Origin of the sequence: Leptolyngbya sp. 'hensonii', from assembly GCF_001939115.1 — a bacterium.
In the GTDB taxonomy this organism is placed as follows: Bacteria; Cyanobacteriota; Cyanobacteriia.
Genome location: NZ_MQTZ01000001.1, coordinates 50,501 through 72,606, shown reverse-complemented (window position 1 = coordinate 72,606; position 22,106 = coordinate 50,501). Strand labels below are relative to the sequence as shown.

Annotated in this window: 11 protein-coding genes; 3 read left to right on the top strand and 8 right to left on the bottom strand. The window is 54.6% G+C overall.

Features of this window, described 5'->3' with window-relative positions:
- Positions 1 to 29 precede the first annotated feature (29 nt).
- The 7 genes from BST81_RS00250 to BST81_RS00220 all read right to left on the bottom strand — a co-directional run bounded on the left by BST81_RS00250 (position 30) and on the right by BST81_RS00220 (position 10,882).
- Entirely contained in the window at positions 30 to 2,141 is a 2,112-nt protein-coding gene (locus BST81_RS00250) for an alginate lyase family protein (protein WP_171974624.1), read from the bottom strand.
- Between the two features lie 339 nt (positions 2,142 to 2,480).
- A complete protein-coding gene (locus BST81_RS00245; RefSeq protein WP_253188031.1) occupies positions 2,481 to 3,752 on the bottom strand; it encodes a glycosyltransferase in 1,272 nt (423 codons plus the stop codon).
- Positions 3,753 to 3,966: 214 nt separating this feature from the next.
- A complete protein-coding gene (locus BST81_RS00240) occupies positions 3,967 to 5,250 on the bottom strand; it encodes a glycosyltransferase family 4 protein (protein ID WP_075596533.1) in 1,284 nt (427 codons plus the stop codon).
- Positions 5,237 to 6,292, bottom strand: coding sequence for an NAD-dependent epimerase/dehydratase family protein (locus BST81_RS00235; protein ID WP_075596532.1), 1,056 nt, complete (start codon positions 6,290 to 6,292; stop codon positions 5,237 to 5,239). The genes BST81_RS00240 and BST81_RS00235 overlap by 14 nt, the downstream gene beginning before the upstream one ends.
- 379 nt (positions 6,293 to 6,671) lie before the next feature.
- On the bottom strand, positions 6,672 to 7,919 hold the full coding sequence (locus tag BST81_RS00230) for a glycosyltransferase family 4 protein (RefSeq protein ID WP_075596531.1): 1,248 nt from the start codon (positions 7,917 to 7,919) through the stop codon (positions 6,672 to 6,674).
- A 35-nt stretch (positions 7,920 to 7,954) separates the two neighbouring features.
- Positions 7,955 to 9,070, bottom strand: coding sequence for an acyltransferase (locus tag BST81_RS00225; protein WP_075596530.1), 1,116 nt, complete (start codon positions 9,068 to 9,070; stop codon positions 7,955 to 7,957).
- A 12-nt stretch (positions 9,071 to 9,082) separates the two neighbouring features.
- Entirely contained in the window at positions 9,083 to 10,882 is a 1,800-nt protein-coding gene (locus tag BST81_RS00220; RefSeq protein WP_075596529.1) for an ABC transporter ATP-binding protein, read from the bottom strand.
- Between the two features lie 363 nt (positions 10,883 to 11,245).
- Here BST81_RS00220 and BST81_RS00215 point away from each other — a divergent pair, with 363 nt between their 5' ends.
- Positions 11,246 to 12,400, top strand: coding sequence for a glycosyltransferase family 4 protein (locus tag BST81_RS00215; RefSeq protein WP_075596528.1), 1,155 nt, complete (start codon positions 11,246 to 11,248; stop codon positions 12,398 to 12,400).
- A gap of 157 nt (positions 12,401 to 12,557) precedes the next feature.
- Here the strand turns inward: BST81_RS00215 and BST81_RS00210 are convergent, their stop codons facing one another.
- Entirely contained in the window at positions 12,558 to 13,355 is a 798-nt protein-coding gene (locus BST81_RS00210; protein ID WP_075596527.1) for a YdcF family protein, read from the bottom strand.
- Between the two features lie 127 nt (positions 13,356 to 13,482).
- On the opposite strand from BST81_RS00210, the gene BST81_RS00205 reads away from it, so the two are divergent.
- Both BST81_RS00205 and BST81_RS00200 read left to right on the top strand, forming a co-directional pair.
- Complete coding sequence (locus tag BST81_RS00205) at positions 13,483 to 21,120, top strand: non-ribosomal peptide synthetase/type I polyketide synthase (RefSeq protein WP_143780152.1); 7,638 nt, start codon at positions 13,483 to 13,485, stop codon at positions 21,118 to 21,120.
- Positions 21,121 to 21,171: 51 nt separating this feature from the next.
- A complete protein-coding gene (locus BST81_RS00200) occupies positions 21,172 to 22,077 on the top strand; it encodes a methyltransferase, TIGR04325 family (protein ID WP_075596526.1) in 906 nt (301 codons plus the stop codon).
- Positions 22,078 to 22,106: the final 29 nt, after the last annotated feature.

The following is a 22,106-nucleotide window of genomic DNA, read 5'->3' as shown; positions in this document are numbered from 1 at the left end:
CTAATTTTTTGCAACTATGTGAAGAGAGTTTACATTATGCCGGTTTTAACGGATACCATCGGACCAGCCACAGGTTCCGTAGTCACCCTGTGACCTGTCCCATCTGTCAGAAAACCCTGGGCAACCAGGGGAGGATAGCCTGCTCTCAAAATGGCACAGCGGCCCTGCAAAGTCAGGTGCTGAGACAGACGAATGCAGGTCTCCCGATCGAGGCCAAGGGCAAATTCCGTCGTGCTCTGGTCTGGTTCCCAAATCAGCAATCTGATGGAAGTAGGGGTGACAGACAGCAGTTCGGCCTGAATCAGGGGAACTTCACCGACAGCCGGATAGAAAATCCAGGCGAATGCAGTGGAACCCTGGATGCTAGCAGAATAGATGGCGGTGCAGTTTGCTTCCAGGTGATTGTATTCCCGGCTCCACCAACCCTGGACAGGTTCTCGCTGGCCACAAACCAGGTTCACCTGCCAGGGGAAGGGGGTCACTGGGGTAACCCGCAGGTTGCCCTGCTCGCCATCGATTGTCTTCACCGACTCCCGATCCGGAACCACGGTACAGGTGGGATGAAAATGCCAGAGGGCCTGAATTGTCCGGGGCAGATCGCTGGTGATCCAATCCACCACGACCCAGTAGCGATGGCGCAAATAGACGACCGATCGGGTATGGGTTACTGTCCCCATCAGACCGGGAAACAGGCCATCAAAGCGGCCCCAGGCAAAGTCAAAGTCAGGTGTGAGGGTCACCTGGTCTGTCAGAGGCTCGGCCTGTTCCCAGCAATCCTCCCCCTGTCCCTTCCCATCCACCAGGATGACATTGTGGCTACTGGAACCCCGGAAGTAATGCCAGAAAGGATTGCGCTGATAGCTATAGCGACCACTATCCACCAGGAAATGCCTGTCATAGGCGGAGAGGGACAGGTGGAGCTTGTCATGATGAATGTGGTAATTGATCCCGGATGGCCCGATGTCAAAGCAGGACCAGTGGGCCTGTTCTTCCCAGTCACTGCGACTGATCACCTGTCCGGCCCAGAGGAAGGCGATCGAGGGCAGGCGATCGGGGGGACATCCTTCCTGGCCATGGGTGACGATATAGGTCCAGTCTGGACGTTCCCAAGTGATGGCGGCCTGCTGGATAAACTCCCGGTTATCATCATGGTCCGAATCGTTGTTTAAGAGTGCTTTACCATCGGGACTGGCTGAGTAAGCCAGATAAGTCAGCATTTGTTCGATCCGCTGTTCCAGGAAGGAAGGGACTGGCCTGCCCGCCACCATCAACAGGTTGGCCACATTCTGCAGGTCGTTCAGGACAATCCGGTGGTAATGGCTGGTCAATTCTTTGTGCACCCCATCCGGGTAAATCTGCTGGTCCAGTTGTTGGCAAAACTGCCCCATTGCATAATCCAACCAGGACTGGGCCTGCTTGAATTCTGGCCAGCACAGGGCGATCGTAGCCAGTCCGCTCATTTCCCTGGTCAGCCAGTTTCCTCCCCAACGGTGCAGATACCGTAGATAAGCAGCATGGTCCAGCAAACTGTTTAACAATAGGAGTCGCACTGCCGGGGCTAATTCTGTTGGCAGTCCGTAAAATAGGGAGGCCCAGTGAATCACTCGCAGTGCCACTTCCCGTCCTCGCCATTGGGCCCACCCCTGCTCCGGTTTCGATCGACTGGAGATGACCCAGTCTAACAATGTGGCATTCAAACAGTCGATATACCGGGTATCCCCCGTCTGCTGGTAAGCGTGAAACAGGGCCAGCAACTGATAGTGCCGATTCAGAAACCAGGCCCATTCCCGATCCTGATGGGGTCCCTGATGCGCCCAATTCAGTCGCCCATCGGCACAACGGGGAATCACATCCAGGCTCTGCTGAAACGTGCAGGTATCCGCCAGGATCGCATCGGGCAGTAAGGGTTCGTAGATCAGGTGGCGGTTGCCCAGCAATCGCAGGCGGTTGGGACGATCGTCGGTTTCGTAATAGTGGAGCAGGGCCTCGCAAGCTGACACCCAGTTGCGTTCAGCCACGGCGGCTCGGACCCTTTCCAGTCCTGCTGCTTGCAGATCCAGCTTGCGAAACAGGGACTGGATCTGATGGGGAAAGCGCTGGCACAGCTCTGGGAGGGTAACCGCAGGAGTAAGCTCAAGCATCGGGTTTCCCTGACTGGCCTGGTGAAGAGGGTTCAGAATCAGAGGTCGCAGGCAACTGCGCTTCAGCTTATTGAAGGCTCGGGCTACCGTAAATTTAAGCTTGGATAAGGGGCACATGGTAGGGCAGACCTCAGCAAAGAATTGACCCTTGGAAGCCAAAGTTGTTGCCCCATGCCCAAATCAGAGCTCTGGAAGCATTTGTCTTCCAGGTCATGTTTTTACTATCTTCAAAGATAATTTTCCCATGGCCTGCCTGACGATGAGACCGATGAGTAATTCTCTTTAACTTTACTTTAATCTTCTTTAACTTTGCCGGAGTATGTACTTACCCCAGTCCCCTCAATTCAGGTACTGAAAAATCGTTGCTGCGTAATGGTCTGCGGCATGCTGCTCCACCCAGTGGCCCATCTTCTGGCGATCGGCCAGGGTAACAGGTGGCTCTGTCAAACAGCGGGCCAACCCCTCAGCAATTCTGGCTGGTACGGCAGAATCCACCGTTAAGCCAAGCTTATGCTGGCGCACCAGTTTTCCCATCAGTCCATAGTCTGAACTTAGGACTGGCTTTTGAGCCGCCGCAGCTTGCAGCAAAATCCCACTCATACCCACATGCCGTTGATAGGGGGCAAGCACCACATCGGCCAGTTGAAAGTAGCTCGTTACAGATGCATCCGAGACAAACTCGTAATGGGTAATGATTTGTACCGGTAAAGAGTTACGGATAGCTGCAATTTTCCCATCTACCACAGCTTGCTCCCCAGGCCGGATCTCTCCCACCAGAAGCAGGCACAATTGCTGAGCTTGCTCGGGTGTCAGCAGAGCCACTGCATCCACATCCAAAAGTTGCACAATCCCTTTGCGTTTGGTCAGAGCCCCAAACAAAAGCAACACTCGCCGTTCAGGAGCAACTCCCAATGATCTTTTCAGCAATTCTTGCTGTTCCTGTAGCTCTGGCTGGACAATTGCTGGCTGCACAGAAACTGGATCAGGTAAATGGATAACATGGTGATCTCCACGAGTCTGAAAATGCCGAACAGCAAATGGATCCAGGCAAAACAACCGATGACACTGAGGATGATTCAAGACTCTAGACAGAATGAACCTTTCCCGCCCTTGATTCAGCTGTTCTTTCCAGGACAAAGGCTTCCCCATTAACTCATTGTAGTGAAGTGTAGGTCTGAAGTAAATGCCAGAAAAAGGGCAGGGAAGATTGATCCCCACTGCCAGGGGGATTTGGGCCGTATCGAAGTACATGATCAGACAATGCGTTGCCTGTACGATCGCCGCATACTTGTGTAACAGTCGCAGTTCTTGAAAAGCTCGTACAATTCGACTGAAAAAAGACCCTCTAGACTTCAGTGCCGCTTCTTCTTCTGTCGCAATAGCAATGAATCGAATATCGTCACGATGCAGATGCTTAGACAGTTCTACAACATCTGCATGTTCCTCCAGGAATTTGGGAGAAACCACAATTTCTAAACTTCCGAGGACCGCATGCTCGTTCCAGTATCGAATTAATTGTTGAATGTAATTGGGATGATGACCTCGAATAGAAAGGTCAAACAGCATGATGCGGCGATCGGCCAATGATTCCGGACTCGGATGCTTGAACACTAAGTTTGAACTTGCGCTTTTCCCTATTTGCTGCACTGCCGATGCAGGGCTAACACCAGTATCCATATCCAAGAAGAAGTAATCAGTTTGGTCAGAAAAATCCGTACTTTTATGGGAAGCAGTCCCACAAGTTATTAAATCAGCCTGGATTAAATTACACTATTGACCCGTGCAGATCTTTACGGATTCTTTAGGAGTGTGTTTGCTTTATTGTTTATGGATTTGAGCCTATCTGCTCAAAAATTGTTTTAGCATAGCATTCAGCAGAGTTTTGCTCAGCGAAAGCATACATTTTCGCACGATCGCCGACTTTTGCAGGAGGCTCCGTTAACAACTGAGTTAACCCCTGGGCAATTTCAGCGGGCACCATTGAATCTACGGTTAAACCAAGGCCATAGTATTGGGTTATTTCTCCCATTAACCCGTAATCTGAAGCCAGCACAGGAGTTTGAGCCGTTGCTGCCCGGGCCAGAATCGCACTCATGCCCACATGGCGCTGGTATAACGCCAGAACCACATCTGCTAGCTGAAAATATGGCTGAATCTCATGATCAGAGACAAATTTGTCATGGATTAAAATTTGGACACCTAAAGTCTCAGAGAGTTGGGTGAGCTGAGGCTGCATCCGTATTTTGTCCTGAGGTTTAATGGGTCCCACAAAGAGAAGACACAACTTCTGGCACAGTTCAGGTGGCAACATCAACGTTGCTTCCAGGAGTTGATGAATGCCTTTGCGCTCATCTAATGCGCCAAACATTAAAAATACGAGTCTATTGGGTTGAATACCCAGAGCCTCCTGAAGTTTGAATACTGTATCTTCAGAATGGGGATAAATTTGTACTGGATCTGACAAAGACACGACTCGGACTTGATGGCAGAATTGACTGAGAGGTTGGATGACAAATGGATCGAGGCAAAATACTGTTTGCAGTTGAGGATGAGCAAAAACATGCGGGAGAATCAATTTTTCCCGCCATTGTTGGATCCGGTCTTTCCAGGATGGGTCATAGTGGCTGAGAGTGTTGTAATGAAAGGTGGGTCGGAAGTAAATCCCAGATAGTGAACATGGAGCCTTTGTGCCTACGGCTAGCGGCGTTTGGAAGGAGTCCAGGTACATGATCAGGCAATGGCTTGCATTGACAGATGCCGCATACTTGCACAGTAAACACCACATCTGGAAAGCACGCACAGCGCGATGAACTGGAGATTTCCTGGGTACCAGCGCTGCTGCTTCTGCCGTGGTCACTGAGATAAACCGAATCCATTGCTCGTAGCCTGCAGCACTTTCTACCACATCAGCATGTTGCTCAATGAACTTTGGGGATACTACGATCGTTAACTTTCCGGTCAGATGTTGGTCACGCCAGTATTGAACCAAATGTTGAATGTAGCCCGGATAGTGCCCCCCTACAGATAGTTCAAACAGCATCAAGTGGCGATGCTTAGCATCCTGAGCCTGATCTGACGCAATGAAATTTCCAGGATTAGACGCTACCATATCGTTCCTGCTCCGCTGCAATCATTTCCTGCAAAATATTTGTCAGATTCCAGGTGATCTGCCACTCTGAGAAATGGGATTTCAGTTTCCGGAGGTCAGAGATATAGCAAATATGGTCACCGATCCGGTTCTGATCAACGTACACCCAATTAACTTTATGGCCTGTCAAGTTCTCAATCAGATCAAAGGCTTCCAGAATTGATACGCTATTATCCCGTCCTCCCCCGAGGTTATAGACTTCTCCTGGCTGGGGATTTCGCCGAAATGCCTCAAATGCTTGAATCACATCATAGCTATGAATGTTGTCTCGAACCTGTTTGCCCTGGTAACCAAAGACTTTATAAGTCCCCCCGGTCACAGCAACTTTAACCAGATAAGAAAGAAAACCATGTAATTCCACCCCGGAGTGAGAGGGACCAGTCAGGCATCCTCCCCGAAAAATCCCCACCTTCATCCCGAAATAGCGACCATACTCCTGAGCAACGACATCTGCAGCTGTCTTGGAAGCACCAAAGAGCGAGTGCAGACACTGATCAATGCGACAAGTTTCAGCAATACCATGATAGTCGTCGGCATTGGCATAGTCGTAGCGCTTTTCCGTCTCAATTCTGGGAACTTCATTCGGTGCGTCTCCATAAACCTTGTTAGTGCTCATATGGATGAACACAGCTTCAGGGCAGAACTGTCGAGCGGTTTCCAGCAAATTGATTGTCCCTAAGGCATTCACTTCAAAGTCCAGCAATGGAATCTGACAGGCTTTATCGTGGGATGGCTGGGCAGCACAGTGGATAATCAAATCAAAATGCTTTGATTGGAACAAGTCAGAGAGCTGGGCCCGATCGCGAATATCAATGTTGCAGTGCTCAAACCTGCTGGTTTTCTCCTTCAAGCGATGAAGATTCCAGGTTGTATCTCCCGCTTTACCGAAGAACTCAGCTCGCATGTTGTTATCTACGCCGGTAACCTGATGCCCTTCGCGATCGTAGAATTCGACTGCCTCTGAGCCAATTAAGCCGCTAGAACCGGTGACGAGGACCTGCATTTATTTACTCCTGAGAACGAGATCGTTAAAGTTCTGGATACCTGAAGCTGTCTAACCTGCATTATCACGAGGTTTTCTGTTTTTATGCGGACTCACGATTGTTATTTCTTACACTCTCAATACTCAACGATTTCTCACAGTTTTTGTACGATTTTTGAGAGATTAAACATGAAGTTTAATGATAAAAGGCATTATCTTCAAATAACCCATCTAGTACACCAAATTAAAAGTTTTGGAGGGGGTGGAGGGGGTGGAACCCCCTCTTGGGGGCTGCGCCCCCAAACCCCCATGTTGCAAAATTTAGTGTTTGCAACACTAGTGGTAAGTCAATCCATGATTGATGGGTAGCCAAAATCCAGGTTTTATTTAATTCGTGATCCTAAGAAATCTTGTTTTCCAGGATTTCACGATAAAGATTACGATGACGACTTGCCTGGAGTTCCAGGGTGAAAACTTTTTCTGCTTTCTCGCGGGCGTGGAAGCAAAGTTTTTCATGGCGCTCTTTGTCCTCCAGAACCCAGGCAATACCTTGGGCCAGGTCATCCACCTCAAAAGGGCGGGCCAGATAGCCATTCTGCTGATGATCGACAATATCCTGGAGGCCCGTTGCCCCAAAAGCAACCACGGGCGTCCCACAGGCCAGGGCCTCAGACGCAGTCTGGCCAAAAGCCTCCTGGATTGATGGCACCACCATCACATCCGCCGCCGAGTAGACCAGGGCGAGGGCTATGTCATCCTGAAATTGCCCCAGATAATGGATGGGGAACCCAAGGTCTATCGGTTGTTCTGGCCTGGAGCTTCCAAACACCACCAGTTGCAGGCGATCTTGCCAGCCAGACTGACCCAGCTTCTGAATCGCCGGTTGCAGGAACTGCAATCCTTTACGGGGGTCACTGGTTGTACCTGGAGAGGCTCCAAACAAAACAATGTGCTGTTCGGAGGAAAGCTGCAGCAAATCCCGGGCGATCGCCCGATCAATTGGACGATACCGGGTCAGGTCAAGCCCATGGGGGATCACCTCAATCCGTCGATCGTGAAACAACGAACTGGATCGGGCACATTCAGCCAGCCAGACACTTGGACTGACGATCGTCAGAGGCAAATTTTTCCAGGCCCTGACCTTGCGTTGCCAAACCCAACGGGATAGATCTTGCTCTTTTGAGCTTTTGAGTTGAGGACAGGCTCCACAGGTCTGGTGGTAGCGATCGCAGGCTCCACTGTAATGGCACCCTCCTGTTAGAGGCCACATATCATGCAACGTCCAGACCAGGGGCTTGTTTAACTTTGCCAGGGTTTCAAGCTGCAGAAACCCATTGCAGATCCAGTGCAACTGCACAATATCGGGGTTGAGTTGCCGGACTTTGGGTGCGATCGCATCCGGGAACCATTGCCCTGAAAACATCGTGCGATCGCGGTGGGGATAAAAGCGCAGGGGTAGGCTGGTAGAAGGAGGCCCTAACCGGGTCAGCAGCGTTTTATCAGCGACGATCGTTTTATCCAGGCTGCTTTTAGCCCGCACTAGCATTTGAGAGGTGATACCCGTAGACTGTAAACCCTGGTGCAGACGGTAGGCCGCTCGGGCGGCTCCCCCATCGAGGTCAGACGTACTGAGGTGCAGAACTTTCATATTGTGGCTGTTGGCATTGTTGATATTGACCTGGACTATCCAAACAAAACTTTGGGCAGAATTCCTTTTCGGCGCATGAGGATCACGGTCAAAAGCCAGCTGATCAGACAGGCTGGCACTGCAAAGGTGAGCAGGGTCAGAATGGTCACTTCCGTAAGCAGGCCAGGGAAGACTCGACCCAGCAAAGTTTTGAGCGTCTCAACCCAGATCAAATGCATCAGGTAAATCCCAAAAGAACAGAGGCCCAGATTCCTGATCCAGGGCTTTTCCTCCAGGACGGTCGAGAGCGCCAGAGCAAAGACGAGGGCACTGTAGCCCTGGGCAACTTCATAGATCGCTGCAGGCAAAATCCGATCGCCCAACCCATTGATGATCAGGAATGCCAGTCCCGCCACAAGGGGTTGGGAACCCACCTGGGGGAAGCGTTTCTGCACAGAAGGATGCTTCCAGAGCAAGACCAAGGCAATGTAGGGGAGACAGCGCAACGCCCAAACCAAGGCAACCGAGGCAATTCTCAACAGCGGATATTGCTGAGGGGATAGCCCTAAACCGGCGAAGATCGGTTGCATCGCAAGATTGGGACCTAATTCAAACCCATTGCCCGTCACCAGGATCACCTCATAGGCGATCGTACTCAACACCAGCAGCCCCAATAAGGGGATAACCCGCAGTTGCCATTGAATCAGTCTCTCAGCCCCTTTGAGCAGCACTGTTCCCATTAGCAATAAGGGGATGAAGTAAAGGTGATAGGCTGGACTGCCGAAGAAAAGGATACTGACGGGATCTTGAAAGATTTCCCCCCATTCTCCCCGTTTTCCAGAAACCCCATACTTGACGCAGGCAAACAACACGTAGATGGCTGTCCAGACCCCATAGGGGATCAACAGGCGAGACAGGCGCGTGGGAAGGGAATAGGGGGTCTTGCTGGTATAGAGTTTACTGACCGCCAGGTAGAAAGAGGTCGCCAGGAAGAAGGGGACGGCAAAGCCAGCGAAATGTTCCAGAAAACCAGCCCCCCCTGGGGCAGGCTTGCCATTGCCGGAATGGAGCAGGGCTACCGCCAGGACTGCGGCCCCTCGCAGGAGGTCGAGCCCGGCTAACCTGGACGATCGGCCTTCCCCAGAAGATAGGTGTGTGGACCTGGTTGCCATCCTACAGAAGCCCTAATGATTCTCTGCATCAGTAACCAGATAATCCCCCAGGACGACATCCCGGAAGCGACCTGATTTGACCACCTGGCCTTTCTCCAGCACATAAATCCGATCGCAATGCTCAACGGTCGTGAGACGGTGGGCAATAATAATCATCGTTTTCGTGCCGCTTAAGGACTTGATCGCCTCTGTCACCAGGGCTTCCGTCTCATTGTCCAGGGCAGAGGTGGCCTCGTCCAGCACCAGAATTTCCCGTTCGTGATAGAGCGCCCGGGCAATGCCCACCCGTTGCCGTTGCCCACCAGACAACATAATGCCCCGCTCCCCGACCCGGGTTTTGATCCCATCCGGCAGATTGGCGATCACATCGGTTAACTGAGCAGCCTGAATGGCTTTGTCCAGGCGCACAGGGTCAATCAAGTGATCGGGCACCCCAAAGGCAATGTTCCGTTCAAAGGAGTCGTCAATCAGAAAGATAGCTTGGGGGATATACCCAATCAGGTTTTGCCAGCCCCGAATGTTCTTGTAGACCGAAACACCATCCACCCGAATATCGCCTGACTGGGGTTCGAGCAGGCCCAAAATCACATCTACCAGGGTGGTTTTACCGGCTCCCGATCGGCCAATCAAGGCGATCGATTGCCCCTTGGGCAGGGTCAGGGACACCCCTTCCAGAGAGTTGCTGGCTGCTCCAGGGTAACGGTAGGTAACTGCATCAAGGACCAGTTCCCGCTCAAAGTTGAGTTCAGGGATATGAGTTCCGGATGAAGGCAACTGCCGTAAAGAGGAGGCAACTGTGGATTCTTCTAACTCTTTCAGGTCCAGGTAGAGCTGGTTCAGGGAAGGACTGGCATTGCGAATGGTACTGATGCCGTTGGTCAGGTTGGTAAAGGACGGAATCAGGCGAATGGAGGCCAGGGCGAATACACTCAAGACCGGGGTGAGTTGCTCCATGTTCCGGGCAGACAAGAGGGAGATGGAGGTGAAGCCCACCACAAAAATCACCAGCAGGGCCTCCACCATAAAGCGGGGAGACAGCTTAAAGGCATAGAACTTGAGGGATGCCTCAGCAAATGTATGGGCATGGTTGATGGTCTCCTGGGCAAAGAAAGAGCCACAGCCAATCACCCGCGTCTCCTTAAAACCACCCAACCCATGGTTGATGCCGCGAATAATGCCCTGATCCGCTTCGTAGAGCTGCATCCCCCAGGTTCTGACCCTTTCTTTGAAGGCACTAAACAGGAAGATTAGTGGGATGGCAATAAACAGAAGGGCGAGCACCGCTAAAGGGCTGACCAAACAGAGCAATAAGGAAACGGCCACGATCGTCACCACATTCGAAGCGGCCACCAGCATGGGGCTGAGCATCGAGTCTGAAAACGCTCGGGTCAACCCAATCACATTCTGGATTACCTGGGAGCTATTCTTGCCGATGTAGACCACATAGGGCGCATTCATATAGCCATGCATCAGGCGCTCGACCAGTTTCTCCTTTTGCTGGTAACTGAACCGGAAGATGCGCGATTGAACGTACCAGCACAGGAATGCTTTGACACAGAAGAGGACAACCACCAGCAAACCCGTAAAGGCAATAAAGTGGCTTTCCTGGCGAAACTCTAATGTTTTATAAATTTGATCCAACCAGGATTGTTGATGGATCAGGGCAGGATTGCTGGCCAAACCAATAAAGGGGCCAATGATGCCAATCCCGACAACTTCCAGAAATGAAGAAAACACAAAAGCCAGAAACCAGGGGATGAGAATGGTCCCCTTTGAGGGGAAGACGTATAGAAATTTTGAGAAGAATTTCATCGACGACTACACTTCCAGTAAGTAGACCAGGGATGGTCCATGACTTCAAGCAAATTGAACCTATATTGGTGAGAATAGCAGGGTCTGCCCCTGCAACTCGGACCCATACGATACGCTGTATCAGGAATGTATCAGTAAAACTGTATGAGACAGCAGCAACAGAAATTCCATCAGTTTCAGCGGTTGCTGATTGGCCCTCACCTCGGAGACCAGAGGCAAAGGATCAGGTTTCATTAAGATTTAGACCAGTCTGCCGATATTCTAAGGCACCCGTAAATCCCCTCCCATGAACCTTTCATAACTTCACTACTTCTTTAAACGACCCTTGGCCAGTCCATCCCTCTGAGTGAATTTGGAGTTTAGATGCGGATCTTAAGTGTTCATAACCGGTATCAAATTGGCGGTGGGGAAGATGTCTGTCGGGAAGCGGAGGCGACCTTGCTGCGGGAAAAAGGGCATCAGGTAGAAACTTACGACGACCACAACGATCGCATCACAACCCTGGGGCAATTGGATGTAGCCCTAAACACGGTCTGGTCCAAGCACTCCTATCAAGTCTTAAAACAACGTTTAACCGAACAAACTTTTGACGTGGTGCATGTGCATAATTTTTTCCCCCTGATCTCTCCAGCCGTTTTTTATGCTGCCCAGGCTGTGGGTGTTCCCGTGGTGTTGACCCTGCACAACTACCGCCTGATGTGTGCCAATGCCTATTTTTTTCGGGCAGGCCAGGTTTGTGAAGACTGTATGGGCAAATGGTTCCCCTGGCCCAGTCTTGTTCATGGGTGTTACCGGGGTCGGATGGCTTCAGGGGTTGTGGCCACCATGCTGGCAACCCACCGAGCTTTAGGAACCTGGACCCATCAGGTCGATCGCTACATCACCCTGACCGAATTTACCCGGCGTAAGTTCATCCAGGCGGGCCTGCCTGCAGACAAAATTGTGGTGAAACCCAACTTCGTCTATCCCGATCCCGGTCTGGGCCAGGGAGGAGGGCATTATGCCCTCTTCGTCGGTCGGCTGTCCCCTGAAAAGGGCATTGGTACGCTGCTAACAGCCTGGAATCAACTCGGCCACCACTTACCGTTGAAAGTGGTGGGGGAAGGTCCCCTGGCCCCGCAGGTGATGGCAGCCGCAGCCCAAAATCCAGCGATCGAGTGGTTGGGTCCCCGATCGCTGGCAGAAGTCTATACCCTTTTGCAGGGGGCTACCTGTCTGGTCTTTCCATCGGAATGGTACGAAGGGCTGCCCCGCATTGTGATTGAAGCTTTTGCTGCCGGAGCACCTGTTGTCGCATCCAACCTGGGAGCCATGAGTACCCTGATTCAACCCCATCAAACCGGTCTCCACTTTCAGCCTAGGGACGCAACGGATTTGGTGACCCAGATTCAGTTTCTCCTGGAGCATCCGGCTCTCAGCCAGCACATCCGCCAGCAAGCTCGAATCGCTTTTGAAGCGACCTACTCGGCAGAGAGCAATTATCAACAGTTGATGGACATCTATACCCATCTCTCCTAAGGAACGAGAATTAAATAAAGTGCCAAACTCCTGATTGCCCTCACCCCCCTGCCCCCTCTCCCAAATTTGGGAGAGGGGGAGGGGTTGGGGGTTGGGGGTGAGGACTGAAGAAATCCAGGTTATTTAATCCACAATCCTAAATCCAGTAACCAGCTCCCTATGATCCTTTCCCCTTGACCAGACAACCCCAAGCCTGAATCTTCTGGGTTACTTCTGGCGAAGTTTGCAAATGCTCCAAGGGTTGCAGTTTAAACTGTCCTGAGAAAAAGGACTTGATTAAGGCCAGGGATTCCCGCAGGACAACACCCCAGCGCGCTGGATAAGACAGTTGGGCAGGCAGAGCCAGGGGATGCGGGATGACCTGAAAGCCAAAACTGCGAAAAATGTGGAACGATCGCAGCATGTGGGGGCCATCGGTGACCAGCAAAATCCTCTGGATACCCTGGGGGCGCAGGACAGCATTGGTAAAAGCAGCATTCTCTTCGGTCGATTGGGAACACTCTTCCCCCGCCAGACTGGATCCGGGGATGCCAATTTCCTCAAGGGTTTGAACAAGCATCCGGGCATCAAGCATTCCACTGGCGAAAATTCGGGATGCACGTCTGGCCTGCCACAGGCTCTGGGCTGCAGCGGCACGGTAATCACGGGTTGGATCCCCCCGACCCAGGAGGACGATCGCGTCTACGGGTTCTCCTGGGTCTCCTGGCAGGGGCGCTGTTAGCCCCCAGAGGGTGATTGTCAGGCCCACCGGAGACGCCAGAACCCATACCAGAGCAATAATGATAAACGGAACCTGCAGCCGCTGTCGCCATTTCCGGGGGCTGAGGAGCCATCCGATCCAGAGCAGGACCAATCCAATCAGAGCTTCCATAGAAATGTAAAGATTGCGCTTTTCCCCAGGCTTTAAGTAATCTTCAGGAAGATCGGGAACTTTTTGAAGAAGACCTAAATTCATTCCGAAAAAGATTGTAGGGAATTTACGGACCCTACTACCTTAAGGAGAGGAACTATCTCAGTTAAAACGCAGAAATTTTTTATTCTGCGGTTCAGGTGGGCATACTATTCCAGACCAGGAGTGTAGCATGCGAGACAGGGGCAATACCGACATGAACAGTTCTTACTCAGAGGGGCATCCCCAGATTGTGTTATCACGTCTTGGATCAGAGGCACCTGCCCCAGATCATTTCTGGGCATCCTATCTCTCTGGAACCAGCATGACTCCTCTGGTGGTTGACCGCCGCCAACCCAGAACGGACGGTTCTCCGGTTGACTACGATAGCCAGGTTTTGCATCCCTTTCCCGAGCTCATCGGTCCCTTGAAAGCCCTGGCACAGGCACAGGGGCTGACTCTGGAGGTTCTATGCCTGGGGGCCTGGGCCTTACTCCTCCATCGCTACAGTAGTGAGGAGACCGTATGTTTTGGTGTGGCGGCCCCCCCTGCTGCGACCGATCGAGAACTGGCCACCCTGCTGCCCCTAAAAATTGCCGTTCCTGCTGGCACGCTCCTGTTGCCCTGGCTGCAAGACCTGCAGGCTCTGGGGCAGTCCTTGCAGAAGTATGGCCTTGCCTCTCCGACTCAACTACAAGCCTGGAGCGGCATTGCGGCTGCCAGTCCCCTGTTTGAGACTGTCGTCCTGTTCCAGACAGAGCAGACCCTGGCAGAGCAGAATGGGATTCCCCTGGCCCTGCTGGTGGCCGAGGCCAGCGCCGAACTGCAAGTTTGCTACGATCGCCAACGATTTGAAGCCGCTACGATTGCCCGGTTGCTGGGTCACCTGCAGACTCTGCTGGAGAGCATGGTGGTCAATCCGCATCAGCCCCTGGAGAAACTTACCCTCCTGACGGCTGCCGAACGGCACCAACTCCTGGAGGAATGGAATCAGACCCAGGTTCCCTATCCTGCCGATCAGTCAATCCATCGGATTTTCGAGCAACAGGTCGCCCGGACCCCGGAGGCCATCGCCGTTATCCTGCCGACGATCGGGGCCGGGCAGGCCGTCTCGATTACCTATCAGGAACTGAATCGGCGGGCTGATTTACTGGCAGCTCAGTTGCAGCATCTGGGGGTGACTTCGGGTACCTTCGTCGCTCTGGCGATGGAACGGGCGATCGAACTGATCGTAGCCACGATCGGTATTCTTAAGGCCGGTGGCGTTTATGTGCCCCTGGATCCCGCCTATCCTCAGGATCGGCTGGCCTGGATGCTAGAGGATACCCAGGCTTCAGTGCTCCTGACCCAGACCTCGTTGCTGCCCCACCTGCCTCCCCATCAGGCTCAGGTTCTTTGCCTGGATGCCGATTGGGGGACCACAGCCCAGGGTCAGGTTGAGCCAATCTCCTGTCTGGTCAGCAGCGATGCCCTGGCTTATATCAATTACACCTCCGGGTCCACGGGACGGCCCAAAGGGGTGGCCGTCCCCCATCGAGGGGTGCTCCGCCTCGTGTTTGGAGCCAACTATACCTGTCTGGACGGTAACCAGACCCTGCTGCAACTGGCTCCGATTTCCTTTGATGCTGCTACCCTGGAAATTTGGGGGGCTTTGCTCCATGGGGGTTGCTGTGTGTTGTTTCCGGGCAATGGTCTGCCCGATCCCGCCGATCTGGGAAGCGTCATTCGCAACTATGGCGTCACCACTCTGTGGCTGACCGCAGCCCTGTTCAACACCATCATCACGGAAGCACCGGAAACTCTGCAGGGCGTGCAGGAATTGTTGACGGGGGGCGAAGCCCTGTCCGTGGCCCACATCCGGCTGGCCCAGGAAAAACTACCGGGCACTCAGTTGATCAATGGCTACGGTCCTACGGAAAGCACCACGTTTACCTGCTGTCACCGGATTCCGTATCCTCTCCCGGCGTCCCTCACGTCGATTCCGATCGGCAGACCCATCTCCAACACCCAGGTCTATATCCTGGATGCAACCCTCGAGCCGGTGCCGATCGGGGTGCCCGGTGAACTCTATATCGGTGGCGCGGGGCTGGCCCGGGAATACCTCAACCGTCCGGATCTGACCGAGGAGCGGTTTATCCCCAATCCTTTCAGTGCCAATCCTGTCGATCGCCTCTATAAAACGGGGGATCTGGTCCGCTACTTGTCGGATGGCACGATCGAATTTATTGGCCGACGTGACAACCAGATTAAGCTGCGGGGCTACCGGATCGAGCTGGGTGAAATTGAAACGGTGCTGGGTCGGCATGGGTCTGTGCGGGATGCGGTGGTGATCCTGCGGGAAGACACCCCCGGCAATAAGCAACTGGTGGCCTACATTACGGCCCAGGAGGGCCAATCCCCCAGCCCTAGCCAGTTAAAAGCATACCTGCATGAGCATTTGGCCGAGTATATGGTCCCCAGTGCCCTGATGGTGCTGGAGAAAATTCCCCTGACCCCCAATGGCAAGGCCGATCGACGGGCGCTACCCTCCCCTGTCCAGGACAGCATTGCTGCTGGATATGTGGCTCCCGGCACTCCCCTGGAACAGACCCTGGCCGATCTCTGGTGTGGCCTGCTGGGCTTGGGCCGGGTTGGGGTGGAAGACAACTTTTTCGACCTGGGGGGAACCTCACTCCTGGCTCTGCAAACGGTCACCCGAATTCAGAAACAGCTGGGTTATACCCTCCGGACCGTGAAGCTGTATGAGTATCCCACCATCCGCACCCTGGCCCGCTATCTGGTCCAGCAGGCGGAAGGGCAGCAGACCGATCGGCCCCTGCAGCGCCGTGCCCGATCCCGAAACTGGGGCGATCGCACCCCCGATCCTGAAGCAAAAACCGCCCTGGATGGGGTCGCCATCATTGGCATGGTGGGGCGATTCCCCGGTGCCGATACGGTGGCGGAGCTGTGGCAAAACCTTTGTGCCGGGAAGGAGACCGTCACTCGCTTCGATCCCACAGAAATTGATCCCAGCGTTGATCCAGAATTGCGTCAGGATCCCGACTACGTGCGGGTCAAAGGGATTATCCAGGGGGCAGAGACTTTCGATGCGGCATTTTTTGGCATTAGCCCCCGGGAGGCGGAAGTGATGGACCCCCAGGCCCGGCTATTTCTGGAACTGGCTCAGACGGCCCTGGACGATGCTGGATATACCCCGGAACAGTATGACGGGTTGATTGGGCTCTATGCCGGTTCTGGTCAGAATACCTACTTTGAGCGCCACATCTGTGGCCGTCCGGAAATCGTCAACCGGCTGGGAGCCTTCCAGACCATGCTGGCCAACGAGAAGGACTTTGTCACCACCCGCACCTCCTATAAGCTCAACCTGCGGGGTCCCAGCGTCAGTATTAACACCGCCTGTTCGACATCGCTGGTGGCGGTGATTCATGCTTTCCAGGGGCTGCTCAGTCACCATTGTGATCTTGCCCTAGCGGGGGGCATTTCTGTGAATACCCCCCAGAACACAGGCTACCTGTATCAGGAAGGCGGTATGCTCTCTCCTGATGGCCATTGTCGTCCCTTTGATGCCAAGGCCCAGGGCACCACGTTCAACAACGGTGCTGGGCTAGTCGTCCTGAAGCGGCTGGCCGATGCCCTGGCTGATGGGGACACCATCTATGCTGTGATCAAAGGGGTCGGCATGAACAATGATGGGGCTGATAAGGTCAGCTTCACCGCCCCCAGCGTGCAGGGTCAGGCCGAGGCAATTTTGATGGCCCAGGCCAGTGCGGGGGTGCATCCGGAAACGGTGACCTATGTTGAAACCCATGGTACGGCCACCCCTCTGGGGGATCCGATCGAAATCGAAGCACTGACCCAGGCCTTTCGAACCCAAACCATGGCCACCCAGTTCTGTGCCGTGGGTTCGATTAAGAGCAACATGGGCCATCTGGTGGCTGCTGCCGGGGTGGCTGGGCTGATCAAGACGGCCTTGGCTTTGAAACATGGCCAGATCCCGCCCACCTTGTTTTTCGAGGCCCCCAATCCGGAAATTGACTTTGCCCACAGCCCTTTCTATGTGAATGCGGCCCTCACCCCCTGGGAACGGGGTGAAACCCCACGTCGGGCAGGGGTCAGCTCTTTTGGGGTAGGCGGCACCAATGCCCATGTGATCCTGGAGGAGGCTCCGCAGCCGCTGGCTTCCAGCCCAGCCCGTCCTGTTCACCTGCTCCTGCTGTCAGCCCGATCCGAGACGGCCCTGGCTCAGGCTACAGCCAATCTGAAGCAGACCCTGCACCAGCACCCTGCCCTGAACCTAGCGGATGTGGCCCATACCTTGCAGGTGGGGCGCAAAGCCTTTAACCACCGGCGTTTCGTCGTCTGCCGCAACCGAGAAGAGGGGGTTCAACTCCTGGATAGCCTGGACCCCACCCGCACGGGCACCCGCCAGACGGAACTGCGCCAGCCTGAGGTGGTCTTCATGTTTCCCGGTCAGGGCTCCCAGTACGTCAACATGGGGCGAAATCTGTACGATCGGGAGCCGGTCTTCCGGGCGACGGTAGATGAGTGCGCTGAGTTGCTACGTCCCTATTTGGATCAGGATTTGCGTCAGGTACTCTATCCAGCAGCAGGCAATAGTGAGGCCGCTGCCGCCCTGTTACGCCAGACGGTGTACACCCAACCCGCTCTGTTCACGATCGAATACGCCCTGGCCCAACTGTGGCAGAGCTGGGGGTTGAAGCCCGCAGCCACGATCGGCCACAGTATTGGGGAATTCGTCTCCGCCTGTGTGGCTGGGGTGTTCTCCCTGGCCGACACCCTGCAACTGGTGGCAGCCCGGGGCCGCTTGATGTGGGAATTGCCGCCCGGGGCCATGCTCTCGGTACGGCTTCCGGCAGCTACGGTGGCCCAGAGACTCAGCCCGGACCTATCCATCGCCGCCATCAACGGCCCGTCCCTCTGTGTGGTCTCCGGCCCCGCCGAGGCGATCGCCACCCTGCAGCAGGCTCTGGAAGCAGAGGAGATTATTTGTAAGCCCCTGCATACTTCCCATGCGTTTCACTCCCCCATGATGGACCCGATCGTGGAGCCCTTTGCGGCCCTGGTCAGGACTGTGCACCTGTCCCCACCGCAGATTCCCTTCGTGTCCACGGTAACCGCCGACTGGATCACCGCAGACCAAGCCACCGATCCCCTTTACTGGGCCAATCACCTCCGGGCTACCGTCCGCTTTGCAGAAGGAGTCCAGACTCTCTGGCAGCAGCCAGAGCGAGTCTTGCTGGAGGTGGGTCCCCGGACCACGGCAGCCACCCTGGCTCGCCAGCAAGCTAAAGAGGTCAAGCGGCAGGTCGCCCTCTCCTCCCTGGGCAGCACGGCGGAGGAGGATGGGGAATGGCTGGCCCTGCTCCAGGCGATCGGTCAGCTCTGGCTGGCGGGGGTGACGATCGACTGGCGGAGTTTTTACGCGGATGAACATCGTCACCGTCTCCCCCTGCCCACCTATCCCTTCGAGCGGCAGCGGTACTGGGTTGATCCAAAACTCGCGATCGCTGAACCGGCTCCCCCAAGTCCAGAGCTGCCTGCGCCGCCTCCTGCCCCGGCTCAACCTGAACCGCTCTTTCCATCCAGACCGGCAGACCCTCAACCTGAAGCTCAACCCCAAGTTATGACAGACCCTCGTAAACAGCGCCTGATCCCCATTCTGCAAGAAGTTTTTGAAGCCACCTCCGGCCTGGAAATGGCAGCAGCAGATGGGGACATCACCTTCCTGGAATTAGGACAGGATTCCCTCTCCCTCACCCAGGTGGCCCTGGCTTTGAAGAAAAAATTTAAGATCACGATCACCTTCCGCCATCTGTTAGAAGAGTGCCCCACCCTGGACACCCTGGCCGAGTTTATCGATCGGGCCTTACCTGCTGATGCATTCCCCGCTCCAGCACCTGCCGCCCTGCCACCCGCTGCTCCTGTTCCTCTAGCCTCCCCCGCCCCGGTGACTCCTGCGATGACTGCCTCCCCTGAACTCCCTCTTAGCAGCAGCCCCGTTCCTCCGGTTGCTGCCCCTGCCCCCGTTCTGAATCCGGCTGCTGTCGGAGCGATCGAAACCGTGGTGGCCCAGCAACTGCACCTGATGACGCAGCAACTGGAATTGCTGCGTCAGGTCGGTGCTGCTCCGGCTCTGCCTGCTTCCGTTCCCCTGCCTGCTCCGGCTCCGGCGGTGAGTCCTGCTGTTCCCGTGGCCACCGCCAGTGCCCCGGTGGCAGAGCCTCCCGCCGAACCCAAACCGAAAAAGCTATCGGGTCCGGGGGCCCGGATTGAGAAGGCGAATGCAGCCGTCCTGACAGCAGAGCAACAGGCGGCTCTGGATCGGATGATTGCCCGCTATACGGCTCGCACGGCGGAGTCGAAGCGGCAAGCCCAGGAGCATCGGCGCTATCTGGCTGATCCCCGCACCGTGTCCGGGTTTACGCCCCAGCTCAAGGAAATGGTTTATCCGATCGTCACCGATCGATCGGCAGGCTCCCACCTCTGGGATGTGGATGGCAATGATTACATTGATTTGACCAATGGGTTTGGTCTCAACTTCTTTGGCTGGAACCCGGACTTTGTCACCCAAGCCGTCATTGCCCAGATGGAAAAAGGGATTGAAATTGGTCCCCAGACCCCCCTGGCGGGTCAGGTGGCCAAGATGATTACAGAATTTACGGGTATGGATCGGGTGGCCTTCTGCAACACGGGTTCGGAGGCGGTGATGGCCACGTTACGTCTGGCCCGAACTGTGACTGGACGCAGTCTGGTAGCCACCTTCTCTGGGGATTACCACGGTACCTTTGATGAGGTGCTGTATCGACCGGGACCCAAGCTGAGAACCCTGCCCGCTGCTCCTGGGATTATGCCTTCCATGTTTGAGAATCTGCTGGTGCTGGATTACGGCACCCCGGAAGCCCTGGAAATCCTGCGGAATCAGGCCGATGACCTAGCGGCCATTCTGGTGGAGCCGGTCCGCAGCCGGGACCCGGATTTGCAGCCCCGGGAGTTTCTCCAAGATCTGCGCCAATTGACTGAGCGATCGGGAACGGCCTTCATCTTCGATGAGGTGGTGACAGGCTTCCGGGTTCACCCCGGCGGAGCCCAGGCATATTTCAATATCCGGGCGGATATGGCCACCTACGGCAAGGTCGTTGGGGGGGGCTTACCGATCGGCATCTTGGCGGGTAAGTCCGAATACATGGATGCCCTGGACGGTGGCTTCTGGCAGTTTGGGGATGATTCCATTCCGGAAGTTGGGGTGACCTTCTTTGCGGGAACCTTCGTCCGACATCCAATGGCCTTGGCGGCTGCGGGCGCAGTGCTGACCAAGCTGAAAGAGATTGGCCCAGAAGCCCAAAAATCCCTGGCTGAAAAAGTTCACAAATTCGCCACCCACCTGAACCAGCATTTTGAGCGGGTGGCTGCTCCGGTCAAGATCGCCCACTTCAGCTCCCTGTTCTACATCACCTATCCCCATGAGTTGCCCTACGCCCAATTGCTGTTCTATCTGTTGCGGGAAAAGGGTGTGCATGTTTGGGACCACCGTCCCTGTTTCTTCACCCTTTCCCACACAGAGGAAGAAATTGAGCGGGTGATCCGGGCGTTCAAAGACAGCGTGGCCGAATTGCAGATGGCCGGATTTCTGCCTGGAGCCACGGTGGCCGATGGAGCCAACGGGGCTAGCAACGGCCAGACGACCTTCGATCGCAATCGCCCTCCCCAACCGGGGGCGCGCTTGGGTAAGGATCCGGAGGGGAATCCGGCCTGGTACATTCCCGATCCCGATCGCCCCGGCAAATATCTCAAAGTCGGCACTGTCTCCTGATGCGCGTTCACAATCATCTGATCAGTTCATACCCTGGAGGAAAACTCTCAAATGCAAGCACAACGATCGACAACCCGGAGCAAGAAGAAAGCTAAAAACTGGAAAAAGGGCTTGCGCGATCTATTCATTAATATTCCGATCGTGGGAGACGCTTACCTGCACTACTGGGTGTTCCCCAGAAGTTGTGCCAGTTGTCGGGGGGTGTTTCGCTCCTTCAGTCAGGCGATGGGGGCAATTCCGCAGCGGACGGCCAGTAGTTATAACTTGCCTGAGTTCTATGGTGAGTACCATCAGCAAACCCCGATCAGTGCTGAGGAAGTAGCTCGAATTCATAAGTTTCAGCCGATCGACTATCCTGTGTTGGTCTGGTTGCGGGAAGCTTTCTCCAAGAGTTCCAGCCTGTTTGACTTGGGGGGGAATACTGGCTACAGCTACTATGCCTACCGAACCTATATTCCCTACCCAACCGATTTAACCTGGAAGGTCTGTGACCTGCCAGAAGCGGTTCGGGCTGGGAATGAAGTTCTGCAGCATGTGACCAGTCCGGGGCTGTCTTATACGACCCAGGCTAGCGACGCAGAGGGGTCGGATATTTACCTGACCTGTGGGGCACTGCAATATATCGAACCCTCCCTGGCCGAATTGCTGGGACAACTGACCGCCAAACCCCATCATCTGATTATTCATCATGTGCCCTTCTATGACGGTCCGGAATATATCACTCTGCAGAGCCTGCTTGAGTCTTACGTTCCTTACAAGATCCAAAACCAGGAGCAATTCATTGCTTCCCTGACTGCCCTGGGTTACGAACTGGTGGATAGCTGGGAAATCGATCGAACCTGCCGCATTCCCTTCCATCCAGAACGCTTTGTCGAAGCCTACTACGGCTTCTATCTGCGGTTACGGGAAGCTGGACCAGAGATGGATGCACCAACTTTGGCGACAGCCGCTGCCTGATCTGACATTGCCCCCAAAGCGGCAGAACC